Source organism: Thiogranum longum, from assembly GCF_004339085.1.
In the GTDB taxonomy this organism is placed as follows: domain Bacteria; phylum Pseudomonadota; class Gammaproteobacteria; order DSM-19610; family DSM-19610; genus Thiogranum; species Thiogranum longum.
Genome location: NZ_SMFX01000001.1, coordinates 675798 through 691515 on the forward strand (window position 1 = coordinate 675798; position 15718 = coordinate 691515).

Genomic DNA, 15718 nt, shown 5'->3' on the forward strand with positions numbered 1-15718 from the left:
GGGCCACCCTGAATAGCCCGGAGATTTGCGATGTCTGTTCGTGAAGGCAATCTGGAAGCCCCTACTCGTCACCCGCTGGACTGGAAAAACCCTGATTTCTACGATGAAAACCTGCTGGTGCAGGAGCTTGAGCGGGTGTTCGATATCTGTCACGGGTGTCGAAGATGCTTTAGTCTTTGTAATGCATTTCCCACCCTGTTTGACGCCATTGACGAATCATCAACCATGGAACTCGATGGCGTGGACAAGCGCGTCTTCTGGCAGGTGGTGGATCACTGTTACCTGTGTGACATGTGTTATATGACCAAGTGCCCGTATGTGCCGCCGCATGAATGGAATGTCGATTTCCCGCACCTGATGTTGCGCGCCAAGGCGGTAAAACATGCGCAGGGCAAGACGCGGGTACGTGACCGGATTTTAAGTTCAACCGACACAGTTGGCATGCTTGCCGGTATTCCCGTGGTCAGCGGCGTCGTCAATGCCGTAAACCATAACAAGGTGGGGCGGCGCGTCCTGGAAGAGTTGCTGGAAGTCCATCCCGATGCGCACTTGCCTGAGTACCACAGTGACAAGTTGCGCAGTCGCGTGGAGATTACCCGAAACCAGGACGCTAATGCTGCTCCCGAAGCCGGTCCGACGCGAGGCAAGGTGGCGTTGTTTGCCACCTGTTACGGCAACTACAACGAGCCGGATCTTGGGGAAGACCTGATTGCAATATTTGAGCACAACGACATCCCTGTGCGCCTGGTGGATACCGAGCGTTGTTGCGGAATGCCCAAGCTGGAGCTGGGTGATCTGCAGGCCGTGGAGAAAGCGAAAGAGGTAAACATACCACAGCTGGTTTCCCTGGTTGACAAGGGATGGGACATTGTCGCACCGGTTCCCTCCTGTGTGTTGATGTTCAAGCAGGAGCTGCCGCTGATGTTCCCGGATGATGAGGATGTGGCGAAGGTGCGTGACGCTATCTATGATCCCTTCGAGTACCTGATGATCCGTCACAAGCATGACCTGTTGAAAACGGACTTCAGTCACAGCCTCGGTAATATTTCCTATCACGTTGCCTGCCATCTGCGTGTACAGAATATCGGTATGAAAACCCGCGAGCTGTTGCAACTGGTGCCGGATACCAGCGTCGATGCCATCGAGCGTTGTTCGGGGCACGATGGTACCTACGCAGTGAAAAAAGAGTTCCACGAAATTTCCATGAAGATTGGCAAGCCTGTCGTGAACCGTGTGCAGAAGGCAAGCCCTGACCACTATTCCAGTGACTGCCCGATGGCCGGTCACCAGATCGAGAACGGGCTGGAGAATGGCAAGGCGCCGGACCACCCGCTCAAGCTGTTGCGTATGGCGTACGGCATTTGACATTGCCCGGTAACTGACATGAAAACAATCGAAGGCGAGGCCTCCATGCAAAAACTTTCACGTTCGGATCTTTATAGTCTGGAAGAATACTCGACCCTGCGTAACGAGTTTCGTCAGCAGTTGATGGCACACAAGAAGAATCGTCGTTTGCCGTTGGGTGATATAGCGGCGCTCTACTTTGAAGATCGCCTGACCATGCAGTACCAGATCCAGGAAATGTTGCGCGTTGAGCGCATCTTTGAAAGTGAAGGTATCCAGGAAGAACTGGATGCGTACAATCCGTTGATTCCGGATGGCAGTAACCTGAAGGCCACCTTTATGATCGAGGTGCCGGATGAAGATGTGCGGCGCAACAAGCTGGCCGAACTGAAAGGTATCGAGGACGAGGTGTGGTTACGTGTCGAGGGTTTCGATCCGGTGTTTGCGATTGCCGACGAAGACCTGGAGCGTGAAAACGAGGAGAAGACCTCCTCGGTACATTTTATGCGCTTTGAGCTGACGCCTGACATGGTGGCGGCCGCCAAACAGGGTGCTGCTCTCGGTGCGGGTATCAGCCATGCTGCCTACACGGTTCAGCTGGAGCCACTGCCAGAAAATATACGCGCTGCCCTGGTAGTTGATCTCGACTGACCACCAGTCACTTTTTCAAGAAAAAACGACGAGTTGCCGTTAAACTCCCCTGCAGGTTCACCTAAATACACAGGGAGTACAGCATGAGCACAGGGAGCATTTTCTGGATTGTCATCGGGCTTGTACTGGTTGTCGTGCTGGTGTACGGCATCCAGATCTACAACCGGCTGGTCTCGCTCAAACACAATGTATCCAAGGCCTGGTCAAATATCGACGTCCTGCTCAAGCAACGTCATGATGAATTACCCAAGCTGGTGGAAGTCTGCAAGCAGTACATGGGTTACGAGCAGGAGACGTTGCAGAAAGTCATGGAGGCCCGATCGCAGGTCGCGCAGGCCCGGGAAGGTGGAAATATGCCGGCACTGGGGGCCGCCGAATCCCGGCTTCGGCTGGGACTGGGCAACCTGTTTGCGCTGGCCGAGGCCTACCCGGACCTTAAGGCGGATACGACTTTCCAGCATTTGCAGGATCGTATTTCGGCCCTGGAAAACAGCATAGCCGACCGGCGTGAGTACTATAACGAAAGCGTCAACCTCAATAATATCCGTATCGAACAGTTTCCGGATGTCATCATTGCCAGCAAATTCGGTTTTGGGCCTTTCGAATTACTCGAGTTCAGTGACGAAGAGACTGCCGATGTAAATGTCGGTCGTCTGTTCAACGGCTGAAGCCGGTTATCCCTCCTATGTCGGGTATCCTGGGTGATCTCAAGACGATATCGACGCTGCATTTTACACTGTTTGTGCTGTTCACCCTCGTGGCTGCCCTGTGGTGTTTCTGGCTGGTGTGGAAAAACTTCCAGAGCGCCCGCATTATTGAAGATACGCCAACTGCAAAGGTTCGATCGGCCCCGCAGGGCTACGTGGAGCTGGAAGGTTCTGCGCGCTGTTTTCCCGGGCAGCAGGTCCTGGCGCCACTGACGGGGCTACCCTGTGTCTGGTACAGCTTCCGTATCGATGAGGAGCGCCGGGGATCGCGGAACTCGACAAACTGGGTTGAAGTGGAATCGGGTACCAGTGAAACCCCGTTCTGTTTTTATGATGAAACAGGTGAATGCCTTGTCGACCCAAGAGGTGCAGATGTCACCGAATCGGCACGCAAGACATGGTACGGCAGTAGTCAACGGCCGACAGCAGGCAGGCAAAAGCGTGGTTTGTTCGGGCAGCTGGTTGGAAGGCGATACCGTTATCAGGAAAAGCGTATCGATGAAGGTTATCTCTACTTGCTGGGCTGGTTTGACACGATTCGCAGCACCGACAGCAGTGTCAGTGAAGAAGTTCTGGCTCTGCTGCGACGATGGAAGCAGGATCAGGGTGTTCTCGTGGACCGCTTTGACAGCAATGGCGACGGTGGCATCGACGAGAATGAATGGGCACAGGCTCGCCAGTCAGCACACCGGGAGGTTGTTCAGGATCGTGCAAGGCGCTCCGCCGAACCTGCCCTGAACTGTGTGCGTGCCGGTGAATCGGATCGCTATCCCTTTCTGATGGCTGCGCGTCCACAGCCCCTGTTATCCAGCCGTTACCGACGACGTGCTGTTGCTGCCCTGGCAGGATTTTCGATAGCCTGTGCAATTTTACTGATTATGTTCTCTGTCAGGTTCTGATTGTAGCGGCCTTCCTCCTGCCGGGGGCTTTTTCCTCATGAAAAGCAATTTTAAGCCACCGGGTGCGGATCTGCATGCGGGCGAAAAAAAATCACTGCAGGACTTGAAAATGGGGTGAGGCGTTCCCATTTTTCAGTCATCAGCGGATGCCATGCCGGTATCACGCGAAGTGGATTCTTGAAGAGGAGATGCAACCATGTCTTTAGTGAGATACGAACCCTGGAGTCTTTTGAACCAATTGCAGGGCGAGATGAGCCGTATGCTTGATACCAACCGTTATGGCGAAGAGGGAAGTCCGCTTGCAACCAGTGACTGGGTGCCGGCAGTGGATATCAAGGAAGAAGATGACCGTTATGTTATCCATGCGGATGTGCCTGGCGTAGAAGCCAGGGACATTGAAGTCAATATGGAAGACGGTGTTCTGTCTATCAGGGGTGAGCGCAAGATTGAAAACGAGGAAGAGCGGGAAGGCTACAAACGCATCGAACGCGTACGTGGCAATTTCTACCGTCGTTTCAGCCTGCCCGATGGTGCTGATGCTGAGGCTATCAGTGCCAAATGCAAGGATGGCGTGCTTGAAATCATCATTCCCAAGCAGACCAAGGTGATGCCCAAGCGCATCGAAGTACAGAGCTGATCAATACCTGGCAGTTCCTCGACAGCCCCGGCCTCTGGCCGGGGTTTTTTGTTACACTCTGCTGGTCGATATTCCGGTGGTGATGATGATCAAGAATATAGGGTACGCCGGGGTTCTTGTGCTGGGTTGTGTCGTCCTGTCCGTGACGGCTGCTGGCGAGGATCCTGTATTTGGTGATTTGTACGGTGAGGAGGGCAGCGCCGGTTTTGTCGAGGGTAAAGCCTGGGAGGAGCAGGGACTGGTACTGCCCGCCTACCCGGATGTTGAATCCCGTGACCTGATAGAAGTTGACCTGTTGCTAAAAAATTATCCGTTCCGGTTATTGATTGATCCGGCCTCCGTCAGTGTCGGAAAAGACGGTGTAGTACGCTATACCGCTATTATTAAATCAAGATCCGGTGCAACCAATGTGATTTATGAGGGAATACGCTGTTCGAGGGGACAGTACCGTCGCTATGCCTTTGGAGGGCAGGCCGGGTTTCAGTTGGCGATGAATTCGCGCTGGCGCTATATCCGTGGTGGCGAACGTGGAGCGGAAGCTTATCTGAAAGTTTTGTACGACCATTTTATCTGCCCGTCGCCAGCGCCTGGCAAGCCGGGCCCTGTGCTCCGGCGCTTGCGTGCGCCAAATCCTGATAATTTTTTCTATGGCGAAGAGGAATAGAACAAGCGCGGCGCTTTCTGTAGCATGGGCGCCCTGATCAACTCACGAAGTCTGAAACGTCATGGCCAGCCAATACGATGCCGCCTCCATTGAAGTCCTGAGCGGCCTGGACCCGGTCCGCAAGCGCCCGGGGATGTACACTGACACCGCCCGGCCGAATCATCTCGCCCAGGAAGTTATTGATAACAGTGTCGATGAGGCAACTGCGGGGTTCGCCAGCAAGATCGCGGTGACACTGTTCAAGGATGGCTCCCTGCAGGTGAAGGATAATGGCCGTGGTATGCCGGTGGATATCCATCCTGAGGAAGGCGTTTCCGGTGCCGAAGTTATCCTCACACGGCTGCACGCCGGCGGTAAATTCTCGGATAAAAACTACCGTTTCTCGGGTGGCCTGCATGGTGTTGGCGTGTCGGTGGTGAACGCGTTATCGAAGCACCTGGAACTGTGGGTGCGACGGGACGGCAAGGAATACAACCTGGCATTCAAAAATGGCGAGAAGGTGTCCGGCCTGGACGAAGTGGGCAAGGTCGGCAAGCAGAATACCGGTACAACCCTTCGTTTCTGGCCCGATCCGAAATTTTTTGATTCGGCAAAGATTTCACTGCCCAGACTGAAGCATGTACTGCGCGCCAAGGCCGTGTTGAGTCCAGGACTGGAAGTCACCCTGATCGATGAAAAAAGTGGTGAGAAAGAGGTCTGGTACTATGAGGATGGCTTGCGCGATTACCTGGTCGATGCGCTGGGTGATGCAGTTCGTATCCCCGAGGAGCCGTTTACCGGTAGCATGGAAGGTAATGAAGAAGCAGCCGAGTGGGCCCTGGCATGGTTGCCGGAGGGTGGCGAGCTGGTTACCGAGAGCTACGTCAACCTTATCCCGACCGCGCAGGGCGGTACACATGTAAATGGTTTGCGTATGGGGTTGACCGAGGCCATTCGCGAGTTTTGCGAATTCCGGAACCTGCTGCCGCGTGGTATCAAGCTGGCACCGGATGATGTGTGGGAACGCTGCGCCTATATTCTTTCTGTAAAAATCCGCGAGCCGCAGTTTTCCGGCCAGACCAAGGAGCGGCTGTCTTCGCGGGAGTGTGCACCCTTCGTCTCCGGTGTGGTCAAGGATGCTTTCAGCCTGTGGCTCAATCAGCACACCGAGGCCGGTGAGCAGATTGCCCAGCTGGCAATACAGAATGCGCAGACCCGGCAACGTGCAGGCAAGAAGGTAGTGCGCAAGAAGGTGACCAGTGGTCCGGCATTACCCGGCAAACTGGCGGATTGCAGCAACAATGACCTGGCACGCTCCGAACTGTTTCTGGTTGAAGGTGATTCGGCCGGTGGTTCTGCCAAACAGGCGCGCGACCGTGTGTTTCAGGCGGTCATGCCCTTGCGTGGCAAGATCCTCAATACCTGGGAAGTCGATTCCTCCGAAGTGATGGCTTCCCAGACAGTGCACGATATTACCCTGGCCATTGGCGTAGAGCCTGGTTCCCCCGAGCTGAAGAACCTGCGCTATGGCAAAATCTGTATCCTGGCCGATGCAGACTCGGATGGTGCACATATTGCGACCTTGTTGTGCGCTCTGTTTCTGCGCCATTTCCAGCCCCTGGTCGAGGCAGGCCATGTGTTTGTCGCCATGCCGCCACTGTACCGTATAGATGTTGGCAAGCAGGTGTTCTATGCACTCGATGATGCGGAGCAACAGGGTGTGCTGGACCGGATTGCCGCAGAAGGCATCAGGGGCAAGATTAACGTGCAGCGCTTCAAGGGCCTGGGTGAAATGAATCCCATGCAACTACGTGAAACCACTATAGATCCGGATACCCGCCGTCTCGTGCAGCTTACGGTTGAGCCAGGTGATAACAGTCACTGTATTCTCGACCTGTTGCTCGCCAAGGGGCGTGCGCCTGATCGCCGAAGCTGGCTTGAGAAAAACGGCAATCTTGCCGATATATAGTTCAGCATCGGCCAGCAGCATTGCAGGCCTGACTTAACTCTATGAAAACACAGAAAGAATTGACGGTGCCCTGAAGCTTTTGTGGCCCGGGGTTACGGGAGAGATATGGGCGAGATAATCGTCAAGCATTTCAGGCGTGCCGATACGACCTCGGAGCAAAAGGAGCTGGTTACCGAGATCGTCGTCGAGGATTCGGATACCGGGCATTTTCTCAGGCGTGTTGAAGAATCCCGTCTTACCCGCCCCTGTTTCCAGACTATCGACATGCGCGGAAAGGTGGCTGGCGAATGTCGGCGTTATGCTTTCAATGATCGTATCCATTATCTTGATGATCTTTCCTTCCAGATGTTCGAACGCGGCCTGCACGAGAACAACGGCGTGTATACCGTCGGCACTTTTGAGTCAATTGTCGGGGGAGCACACACGCTTCAGGCGCAGATAAATGCACGTGATGAAGCAGAACTTCGCCGTCAGGAAATTGAAAAACGACGCCTGCAGAGAACGCGTGATGCTGCGCGTGAACGTGCCAGGGTGGATGGCGTTGACGCTGTTGAGGATATACAACCGGTTATTGCGGACAATCCTGAATCGTTGCCACTCGGGTACTTTCGCAAGAGAGACCATCCCCGTCTCCAGTTCGCCTCCAAGGTAAGGTTACAGAGCGGCAACATTCGTAGCGATGGTATCACCCGTGATATTTCTGTCTGTGGTATCCAGGTTCGCATTAAAGGATTGACCACCTTCCAGGAAGACCAGAAACTCCAGGTATCATTGACTGGCCTGCACGACAAGGCAGGCAATGTACAGTTCGATGATGTCCTATATCGGGTTGTCCGTATCCAAACGCATGAAGCTGATAGCACCCTGTTTCTGCGCCGCGTGGATCTTGACGGGCCGGCCGGGTTTTCAGATTTTATTTCAGGATTTATCGAGGAAAACCGGCGACGCTACAAGCTGGATGTGGATGATGAGTATACGTCGACATTGAGCTGGTATTACGAGCGCTGCCATGCGCAAAGTATCACCCAGCTGCCGGTATTTGTCGAGAAAACCGGGGCAGATACTTTACGCGTGCAGGCGGTTGCCATGAGTGAGGGCAATACCTACCTGGCGCGTTTCTTCTGTACGGATGTTGATAATTATGACTTCAGTCCCCTTGCTCTCCCGGCGCGGCTTGAGCGGCTGGCGGAGAAGGGTGAGTTTGTCATGGCGATGTATCGCCACAAGGGCGATGGTGATGACCGCTTACGCCTGCATTCTGCAGCTGATTTCGAGTTTGCAACAGATGCTGATTTCTACCGCTTCATCTATTACGCCGCCAGTCAGCCGGAATACAGTGTTGTGAAAGTGCAGGTCGGCAGTATGCCGTTACTGCAGGCATCAGGTAAGAAAATCGATGAAATCTCGCAACGTCTGCAATACAAGTCTGAATCCCGGATGAAGGTATTGCGTGAGCAGCTGGCGCGCCTGTTCTTTGTCGCCTACGTGGTGGATATGACCCATAAGTACACGGGCCTGTCCATGAATGATAAGTCGATTGATGGACTGCAAGCCTGGGTTGGTCCCGAATGCCGGAATCTTTCAGATGGCGGGGTGAAAAAATCACTGGATCCTTCACGCGAGTTACTCAAGACTGACCTGGTGCGCTTTGGCTATGTCGAGCGGCGTCGTGAAGATCGCTATCTGGCCGAGACCCGTGTGGACGTGAAAATCGGTGATCGCAGCCTGGAGGGGTTGTCAAAGGACATTTCAACGCGGGGGATTCGTATTCAGCTGAACAAGTGCCTTGCCGTCAAGCCCGGTGCGCCGGTCAAGGTGGGGCTGGTGTCCCTGCAGCAGAAGAAGTCCGGTGCCAACCTCATGGATATTCCCTACCTGGTGGTCAACTCGGTCAATAATGACGAGGGCACGGTGATCATGCTGGAGCGTGTTCTGGGTAGTGCGAAAGAAGGTCTCAAGGAATTCTTCGTTGAGCTGATCACCAAGAATGAGCACAAGCTTGGCGTGGATACCGGTGATATCTGGAGTGCAACAACATCGAGGTTGTACGAGTCGCTACTGGCCGCCAATACGCCTACCATTCCGTTTTTCCTGGGTCGAAATGCGGAAGGTGGCGCACATCTGCAATTTGTGGGTGTCCCGGAAGGTGGCAACAAACTGCTTGATTTCTTTGAGACCGAAAGCGGGCACGATTTCCGTTGCGTCAACGATCGTCGTGTTGTCACAACCTTGTATGACGCGATTCAGATTCTTGTCCGTCGGCAGAAGGCATCACAGGAGCCTCCGGCACCCTTTGAGCTTGAGCTGTATCTGTATCGGGAGCGGGATGAGGAAACCGGTGAGACTTATATCCATGCCGCGACCGAACTCGATTTTACCAGTGATGCCGGGCGTGAGACCTACCTCCAGCAACTGGTTGGGAGGGAGGACTGGCGTTGTCTGAAGATTGTGACTACGTTTGTTCATGCTCTGGATGAGAAGTCAGTCGACAAGCTGGTTGCTTCAGTGAGGGAGCAGTCGAAGCATCGTGCGATCAAGCTCTCGGACCTGGCGCATTCCGTAGTGGGATGCGGTGAAGTCATCGATATCTCCCGCCAGTCGGGGGCCCGGCGAGGGCTTGTGAAGCCGGAGTCCTAAAACACGGGTTCACCTTCCAGCGCCTGCATCGGTACAATGGCCCGGTCCTTGTACTGAATGACGGAACCGGTATGTCCACAGATACTCTTGTCGAAGGCACGGAAACGCTGCCACTGCACACCTTTACCGAAAAGGCATACCTGGATTATTCCATGTATGTCATTCTCGATCGTGCCCTGCCACACATCGGCGATGGCCTGAAGCCGGTACAGCGGCGCATTGTCTACGCTATGTCCGAGCTCGGCCTGTCGGCACGGGCCAAGTTTAAAAAATCGGCACGTACGGTAGGCGATGTATTGGGCAAGTTTCACCCACACGGTGATACTGCCTGTTACGAAGCTATGGTGCATATGGCGCAACCCTTTGCTTTCCGGTACCCCCTGGTTGACGGGCAGGGCAACTGGGGTGCGCAGGACGACCCTAAATCCTTTGCAGCCATGCGCTATACCGAGGCACGTCTTTCGGCCTTTTCAGAAGTCCTGCTGGCCGAACTGGGTGAGGGAACTGTTGACTGGACGGCCAACTTCGACGGTACCTTGCAGGAACCGATCCTGCTGCCCGCACGCCTTCCGGTGGTGCTACTGAATGGCGCAGCCGGTATCGCCGTCGGGATGGCGACAGATATCCCTCCACATAACCTGCGCGAGGTGGCTTCCGCCGCCATTCACCTGCTGGAGAAGCCTAAGGCGACAGTGGATGACCTGTGTGAATATATCCAGGGTCCCGACTACCCGACAGGGGCAGATATTATTACGCCGCGTGATGATCTGGTGCGCGCGTACCATACCGGGAGTGGTAGCGTACGAATCCGTGCACGCTACGAGTCGGAGAGTGGGGATATTGTTGTCACCGAATTGCCCTGGCAGGTATCTGGCGCACGGGTGCTGGAGCAGATTGCGGCACAAATGACGGCGAAGAAGTTACCGATGGTTGCAGATCTGCGCGATGAATCCGATCACGAAAATCCAACCCGGCTGGTTATTGTACCGCGTTCCAGCCGGGTAGATATCGATACCATCATGCTGCACCTGTTCGCGACAACCGATCTGGAGCGCAGTTACCGCGTCAATATGAATATGATCGGGCTGGACGGCCGTCCGGCTGTCAAGGACCTTCGCACGCTGCTGAAAGAATGGCTGGAATTCCGGGTTGGCACGGTGACGCGGCGTTTGCAGTATCGTCTCGACAAGGTGCTCGATCGTCTGCATATCCTTGATGGCTTGCTGGTCGCATACCTGAATATCGATGAAGTTATTGCCATTATCCGTGGCGAAGATGAGCCACGACCGGTGCTGATGAAACGATTCAAACTCAGCGAGCGGCAGGCGGATGCCATTCTGGACCTCAAACTCCGACACCTGGCAAAACTGGAAGAAATGAAAATCCGTGGTGAGCAGGAAGAGCTGGCTGCCGAACGTGACAGTTTGCAGAAGACCCTGTCATCTAAACAGCGTTTACGCACGCTGGTAAAAAAAGAAATTACCGCCGATAGCGAAAAATTCGGTGACGACCGCCGTTCTGCGCTGGTGAGTCGTCCGGCCGCGCAGGCTATGGATGATACTGCGCTGGTACCCAGTGACCCGGTAACCATTGTATTGTCGGAGAAAGGCTGGGTGCGTGCTGCTAAGGGACACGAAGTCGATCCTGAAGCGCTCAGTTACAAGGCCGGTGACAGTTTTCTCGCAGCAGCGCAGGGCCGTAGTAACCAGCAGGTCGTATTCCTTGACTCTACAGGCCGGGCCTATACGCTGACTGCTCACAGCCTGCCCTCGGCACGTGGTCAGGGTGAGCCGCTGACCGGCCGGTTTAACCCGCCGGACGGTGCTCATTTTGTGGGTGTTATGGCCGGGGATGCAGACAGCCTGTATCTGCTGGCGAGCGATGCCGGCTATGGTTTCGTGGCTCGCATCGGTGATCTGTATGCGCGTACAAAGGCCGGGAAATCCGTGCTGTCGGTGCCGAAGCATGCGCGAGTGCTACAACCGGTTCCGGTAGTCGACCCGGAAGCTGACCAGCTGGCGGCCATTGATCTGCAGGGCCATATGCTGGTTATCCCGACTGTGGAAGTGCCGCGCCTTAATCGCGGTAAAGGTATCAAGATCCAGGGTGTCAATGCGAAGAAACTGGCCGCCGGCGAGGAGCGTATGGTCGCCGTGGTGAGCGTGCCGCAGAATGGTTCGCTGGTTCTGCATGCGGGTAAACGGCACCTGAAACTGAAAGCCTCAGAGCTGGCGCTATACCAGGGGGATCGGGGCCGCAAGGGCAAGAAACTGCCACGTGGCCTGCAGCGGGTCGACAGGGCATTTGCTGAATAGAGCCGCCGTCACCCTGTAGACACAGAGGTAAATTATTCGGCTGACAGGTAGGCTTTTGCCTCTTCTCCTGGATCCGGCAGGCCGGCAATTCGCCAGGCTTCAAGGCAATTCGGGAACAGATGATGCGTGGCTTCTGCTGTCAGATGTGTGTCGTGGCAGATCCGGGTGCTGGAGGGGGGGACATGGTACTTTGCATAGTAGTTGCGCAAAGACTCGATAAGTCGCCAGTGCTCCTCGGAAAGTTCTTCAATTCCGTCTTCCCGGGCAAGCTCCCGGGCAAGCTCCGGCGTCCAGTCGTGTGGGTCGCATAACAGCCCGGATTCATCGCGCGGCACGTTTCGCAGTTGTTGTCCCATGATAGTGCTCCTCTGCGTTCTGTTGATACCCGCTTTAAGTATAGTCAGTGCGCTGGCGGCAGCGTGCGGGTAGAATGGCGACCGTTCATTTTCAGCCAGGATAAGGTGCTATGTCCCTGATTCGTCCCTTTGCCGGCCTGCGGCCGGTACCAGAACGCGCCAACGATGTGGTTGCGCCGCCCTACGATGTTCTCAATAGCGAGGAAGCCCGCGAACGGGCAGCTGACCGCCCACTGAGCTTCCTGCACATTTCAAAGGCTGAGATCGACCTGCCGCCGGGCACAGATCCTTATGATCCTGCGGTATATGCCAAGGCCGCGGAAAACCTCAACAAGCTGGTCGCGGAGGGTGTGCTCAGGCGCGAAGACAAGCCGGTCTATTACGTTTACCGTCTGACCATGGGAGATCATGTACAGACCGGGCTGGTTGCCGTTGCATCCGTTGCCGATTACGACAAAAACCGTATTCGCAAGCACGAGTTTACCCGTCCCGCCAAGGAGGATGATCGCGTGCGCCAGATCGAGGCACTGAATGCACAGACCGGCCCGGTTCTGCTGGCATACCGGTCACAGGACGATATTGATGCGCTGATTGACTCGGCAACAAATAACCCACCGGAATATGACCTGGTTGCAGACGATGGTATCGGGCATACCTTCTGGGTGCTCGATGACCCGGCAACCATCGACAGACTCACGGACGGGTTTGAGGCGATGGAGGCGATTTATATTGCTGATGGCCACCATCGTTCGGCAGCGGCATCACGCGTGGCGGCCAGCAAAAATGGTCCACCCGATGCCATGAGCCGTTATTTCCTGTCAGTGATTTTCCCGCACAAACAGATGAAGATCCTGGATTACAACCGGGTGGTTAAAGATCTCAACGGACTGAGTGAAATGCAGCTGCTGGAGAAGATTGCCACAGCGTATGACGTCAACCAGTCTGCGGAACCGGTATCGCCATCACGGCCGGGAGAGTTTGGAATGTACCTTGGAGGCCAGTGGTATCGCCTGAATATCCACCCGGAACGAATTCCCGAAGACCCGGTGGCGCGCCTCGATGTCAGTCTGCTGGCCGACAACCTGCTGGAACCGGTGCTGGATATCAGTGACCCGCGTACTGACCCCCGCATTGATTTTGTCGGTGGGATCCGCGGCCTGGGTGAACTTGAGAAACGCGTGGACAGTGGTGAGATGGCTGTCGCATTTTCCATGTTCGCCACGACCATGGAAGACCTTATGGCGGTGGCCGATGCCAACGAAGTGATGCCGCCCAAGTCAACCTGGTTCGAGCCCAAGCTGGCAGACGGGCTGGTTTCGCACGTACTCGACTAGGCGACTTCCCCGGTGAAATCGTAGCTGAGTGTTTCGCTTGGCTCTTGCAGGAAGTTACCCTGGATAAAGTTGATGCCGCTCTGCCAGAGAACAGCCAGGCTGTGTGCATCCTGAACATATTCTGCAATACATTGCTTGTTCATCGAATTGGCAGTGTCCAGTATCGATTTCACCATTGCCTGGTTATCAGTATCACTGGCCAGATTGTGGATGAAAGAACCATCTATCTTCAGATAATCGACCGGCATATGCTTGAGTAACTGGAAGGAGTTCGGGCTGGTGCCGAAGTGCTCCAGTACGGATTTACAGTGCAGTTCCTGCAATGCCTTGGCAAAGCTTTTCGCCTGTTTCAGATGTTGGGAAGCGATTTTTTCGGAGAGCTCGAATACCAGTGCGTCACCCGGCAGGCGATGTTCTTTCAGGCTGTTACTGACAAAATCCACCAGTTTTTCATCCAGCAGTGTTTGCCCCGAGACCTTGATAAAAAACTGGGTGTCTGAGCCCTGTGAGCGATGTTCCGATAGCGTCTTGATAGCATTCTCGATAACCCAAAAGTCGATTTCTGCAGTCTGACCGGTTTGCTCGGCAATTGGCAGGAACTGACTGGGCAGAATATGTTCTTCCTCATCGTTAATCATGCGCAGCAGGACTTCGTATTTCTCACTGGTATCGCCCTGCAGGCTGACAATTGGCTGGAAAAGCAGCCGGAACTGGTTGTGTTCCAGTGCATCCTTTATCAAGGCATGCATTTGCTGGTCGCGTTCCTTGCCGATTTTCTCGTCGACCACCGGGTTGTGCAAATGGATCTTGTTACCGCCCGAGGAACGGGCAACCTCACAGGCCAGGTCTGCACGGGAAATAACTTCGTGAGCTGACGGCGAACTTTCACTGATAATGCTCATGCCGATACTGCAGGTTGTCGTTATTGATTTTCCTTCAATGTCGGCAATGTGGTCTTCGATAGACTGGCGAAGATTTCCCCCTAATGCAGAAATTGATTCGTGGTCGCAATCCTTGCGCAGGATGGCGAAAGAGTGATCACCAAAGCGTGCGACAATATCAGTGTCCTGTGTGTGCTCACGCATCAGGTCGGCGATGTCGCTGATGACCATGTCTGCCGCACCTATGCCAATGTTATCCTTGATGTCCTTGAAGTTGTCTACCAGCAGGTAAATCAACGCGGCATTTTCCGAACCGCTTACGGCATTTGTAACAGCCAGCTCAAGCTCTTCGATAAAGTACTGGCGATTAAACAGGCCGGTGAGTACATCCTGTTTGCTGAGGAATTTGATTTTTTGTTCAAGCTCCTTGCTGGATCCTGCCTGGTTGCGAATGATGATCTGTGTACAGGCCTCGCCTTCAATGCTGGCAGGAGAGAACTCCATTAAAGCATCGAACTGTTTCCCGTCAGGCAGCTGTCCGTGTGTCTTCAATGAATCTTCCGTGGCTTCTTCCTTGCTGAAATTGCGCAGAAATTCCTTGAATTTTCCGTGCTCTTCCGGTGCAACCATATCGAGAATCGGCGTGCCTTCAATCTCATCGATGTTTTCAAAACCAAACATTTCCAGGTAGGAACTGTTGGCGAAGATATGCATGCCTTCGTGTACGTAGGCAATGGCATCACGTGAGCTTTCCATCAGCGAGCGGGCGCGCTTCTCGCTTTCGTGGAAACGGGCTTCGAAATTATGACCCTTGCTGGTTGAGCTGAGTTGGCGTAGTTCGCGCTGGGCAACCAGTTGCAGGTGCTCGGGCTGGTCGTAAGAACACAGGTCGGACGCACCCTGACGCATGGCCTCGATAATTTCAGCCTCATCGGCTGTTTCGCCGATAGCGACCAATGGAGCAGGGACTTCACGTTGTTTCAGAAGAGCGGCTATATCGGGGAGTGATGCCGATTCCAGTCCCATGGCACACAGCACAAGATCCGGAATATGTTTGTCCAGCAGGGTATTTATGCCATTACAGTCTTCAGCATAGTCCAGGCGGGATGCCTGCCCGGCATTTCTTAGGATATTGGCAAGGGCTTCTGCATCGTTGCGGGATTCCTCAACGATCAGCAGACGCAGAGTTTGGTCCTTGTCCATAGGGTATAGTGCTCCTGAATTCAGTTTTTTCTCGCCAGCTGTTTTGGCTGGTAGTGCGCTTACATTGTTTCGGCAGCATGGGCTACATTCTTTACCTCCTGATCGTGACCAAATAGCCATTCCTGCTGGCGTCGTAACCCCT

The 15718-nt window shown here is 54.5% G+C and carries 12 protein-coding genes; 10 read left to right on the forward strand and 2 right to left on the reverse strand.

Annotated elements, in window-relative coordinates:
- Positions 1–30: 30 nt before the first annotated feature.
- The 9 genes from DFR30_RS03345 (at position 31) to parC (ending at position 11802) form a co-directional block, all read left to right on the forward strand.
- Positions 31–1365, forward strand: a complete 1335-nt coding sequence (locus DFR30_RS03345) for a heterodisulfide reductase-related iron-sulfur binding cluster (RefSeq protein WP_132971326.1) — start codon at positions 31–33, stop codon at positions 1363–1365.
- A gap of 18 nt (positions 1366–1383) precedes the next feature.
- Positions 1384–1995, forward strand: a complete 612-nt coding sequence (locus tag DFR30_RS03350; RefSeq protein ID WP_341539289.1) for a DUF3501 family protein — start codon at positions 1384–1386, stop codon at positions 1993–1995.
- Positions 1996–2078: 83 nt separating this feature from the next.
- Entirely contained in the window at positions 2079–2663 is a 585-nt protein-coding gene (locus DFR30_RS03355; protein ID WP_132971327.1) for a LemA family protein, read from the forward strand.
- Positions 2664–2680: 17 nt separating this feature from the next.
- Complete coding sequence (locus DFR30_RS03360; protein ID WP_132971328.1) at positions 2681–3601, forward strand: GIDE domain-containing protein; 921 nt, start codon at positions 2681–2683, stop codon at positions 3599–3601.
- 196 nt (positions 3602–3797) lie between these two features.
- On the forward strand, positions 3798–4238 hold the full coding sequence (locus DFR30_RS03365; RefSeq protein WP_132971329.1) for an Hsp20/alpha crystallin family protein: 441 nt from the start codon (positions 3798–3800) through the stop codon (positions 4236–4238).
- 85 nt (positions 4239–4323) lie between these two features.
- A complete protein-coding gene (locus DFR30_RS03370) occupies positions 4324–4902 on the forward strand; it encodes a CNP1-like family protein (RefSeq protein WP_165869073.1) in 579 nt (192 codons plus the stop codon).
- 61 nt (positions 4903–4963) lie between these two features.
- Positions 4964–6850: a DNA topoisomerase IV subunit B gene (parE, locus tag DFR30_RS03375; RefSeq protein WP_132971331.1), complete on the forward strand. Its 1887-nt coding sequence runs from the start codon at positions 4964–4966 to the stop codon at positions 6848–6850.
- Positions 6851–6955: 105 nt separating this feature from the next.
- Positions 6956–9487 (forward strand): PilZ domain-containing protein, encoded by a 2532-nt coding sequence (locus DFR30_RS03380; RefSeq protein WP_132971332.1) that lies wholly within the window; start codon positions 6956–6958, stop codon positions 9485–9487.
- Between the two features lie 71 nt (positions 9488–9558).
- The gene (parC, locus tag DFR30_RS03385) at positions 9559–11802 is read left to right on the forward strand and encodes a DNA topoisomerase IV subunit A (protein WP_132971333.1); all 2244 of its coding nucleotides are present in this window, start codon (positions 9559–9561) and stop codon (positions 11800–11802) included.
- A gap of 32 nt (positions 11803–11834) precedes the next feature.
- Here parC and DFR30_RS03390 read toward each other — a convergent pair whose 3' ends face one another.
- Complete coding sequence (locus tag DFR30_RS03390) at positions 11835–12158, reverse strand: TusE/DsrC/DsvC family sulfur relay protein (protein ID WP_132971334.1); 324 nt, start codon at positions 12156–12158, stop codon at positions 11835–11837.
- Positions 12159–12268: 110 nt separating this feature from the next.
- Here DFR30_RS03390 and DFR30_RS03395 point away from each other — a divergent pair, with 110 nt between their 5' ends.
- Positions 12269–13492 (forward strand): DUF1015 domain-containing protein, encoded by a 1224-nt coding sequence (locus DFR30_RS03395; RefSeq protein WP_132971335.1) that lies wholly within the window; start codon positions 12269–12271, stop codon positions 13490–13492.
- Here the strand turns inward: DFR30_RS03395 and DFR30_RS03400 are convergent.
- Positions 13489–15576 (reverse strand): putative bifunctional diguanylate cyclase/phosphodiesterase, encoded by a 2088-nt coding sequence (locus DFR30_RS03400; RefSeq protein ID WP_165869074.1) that lies wholly within the window; start codon positions 15574–15576, stop codon positions 13489–13491. The genes DFR30_RS03395 and DFR30_RS03400 overlap by 4 nt on opposite strands.
- Positions 15577–15718 lie beyond the last annotated feature (142 nt).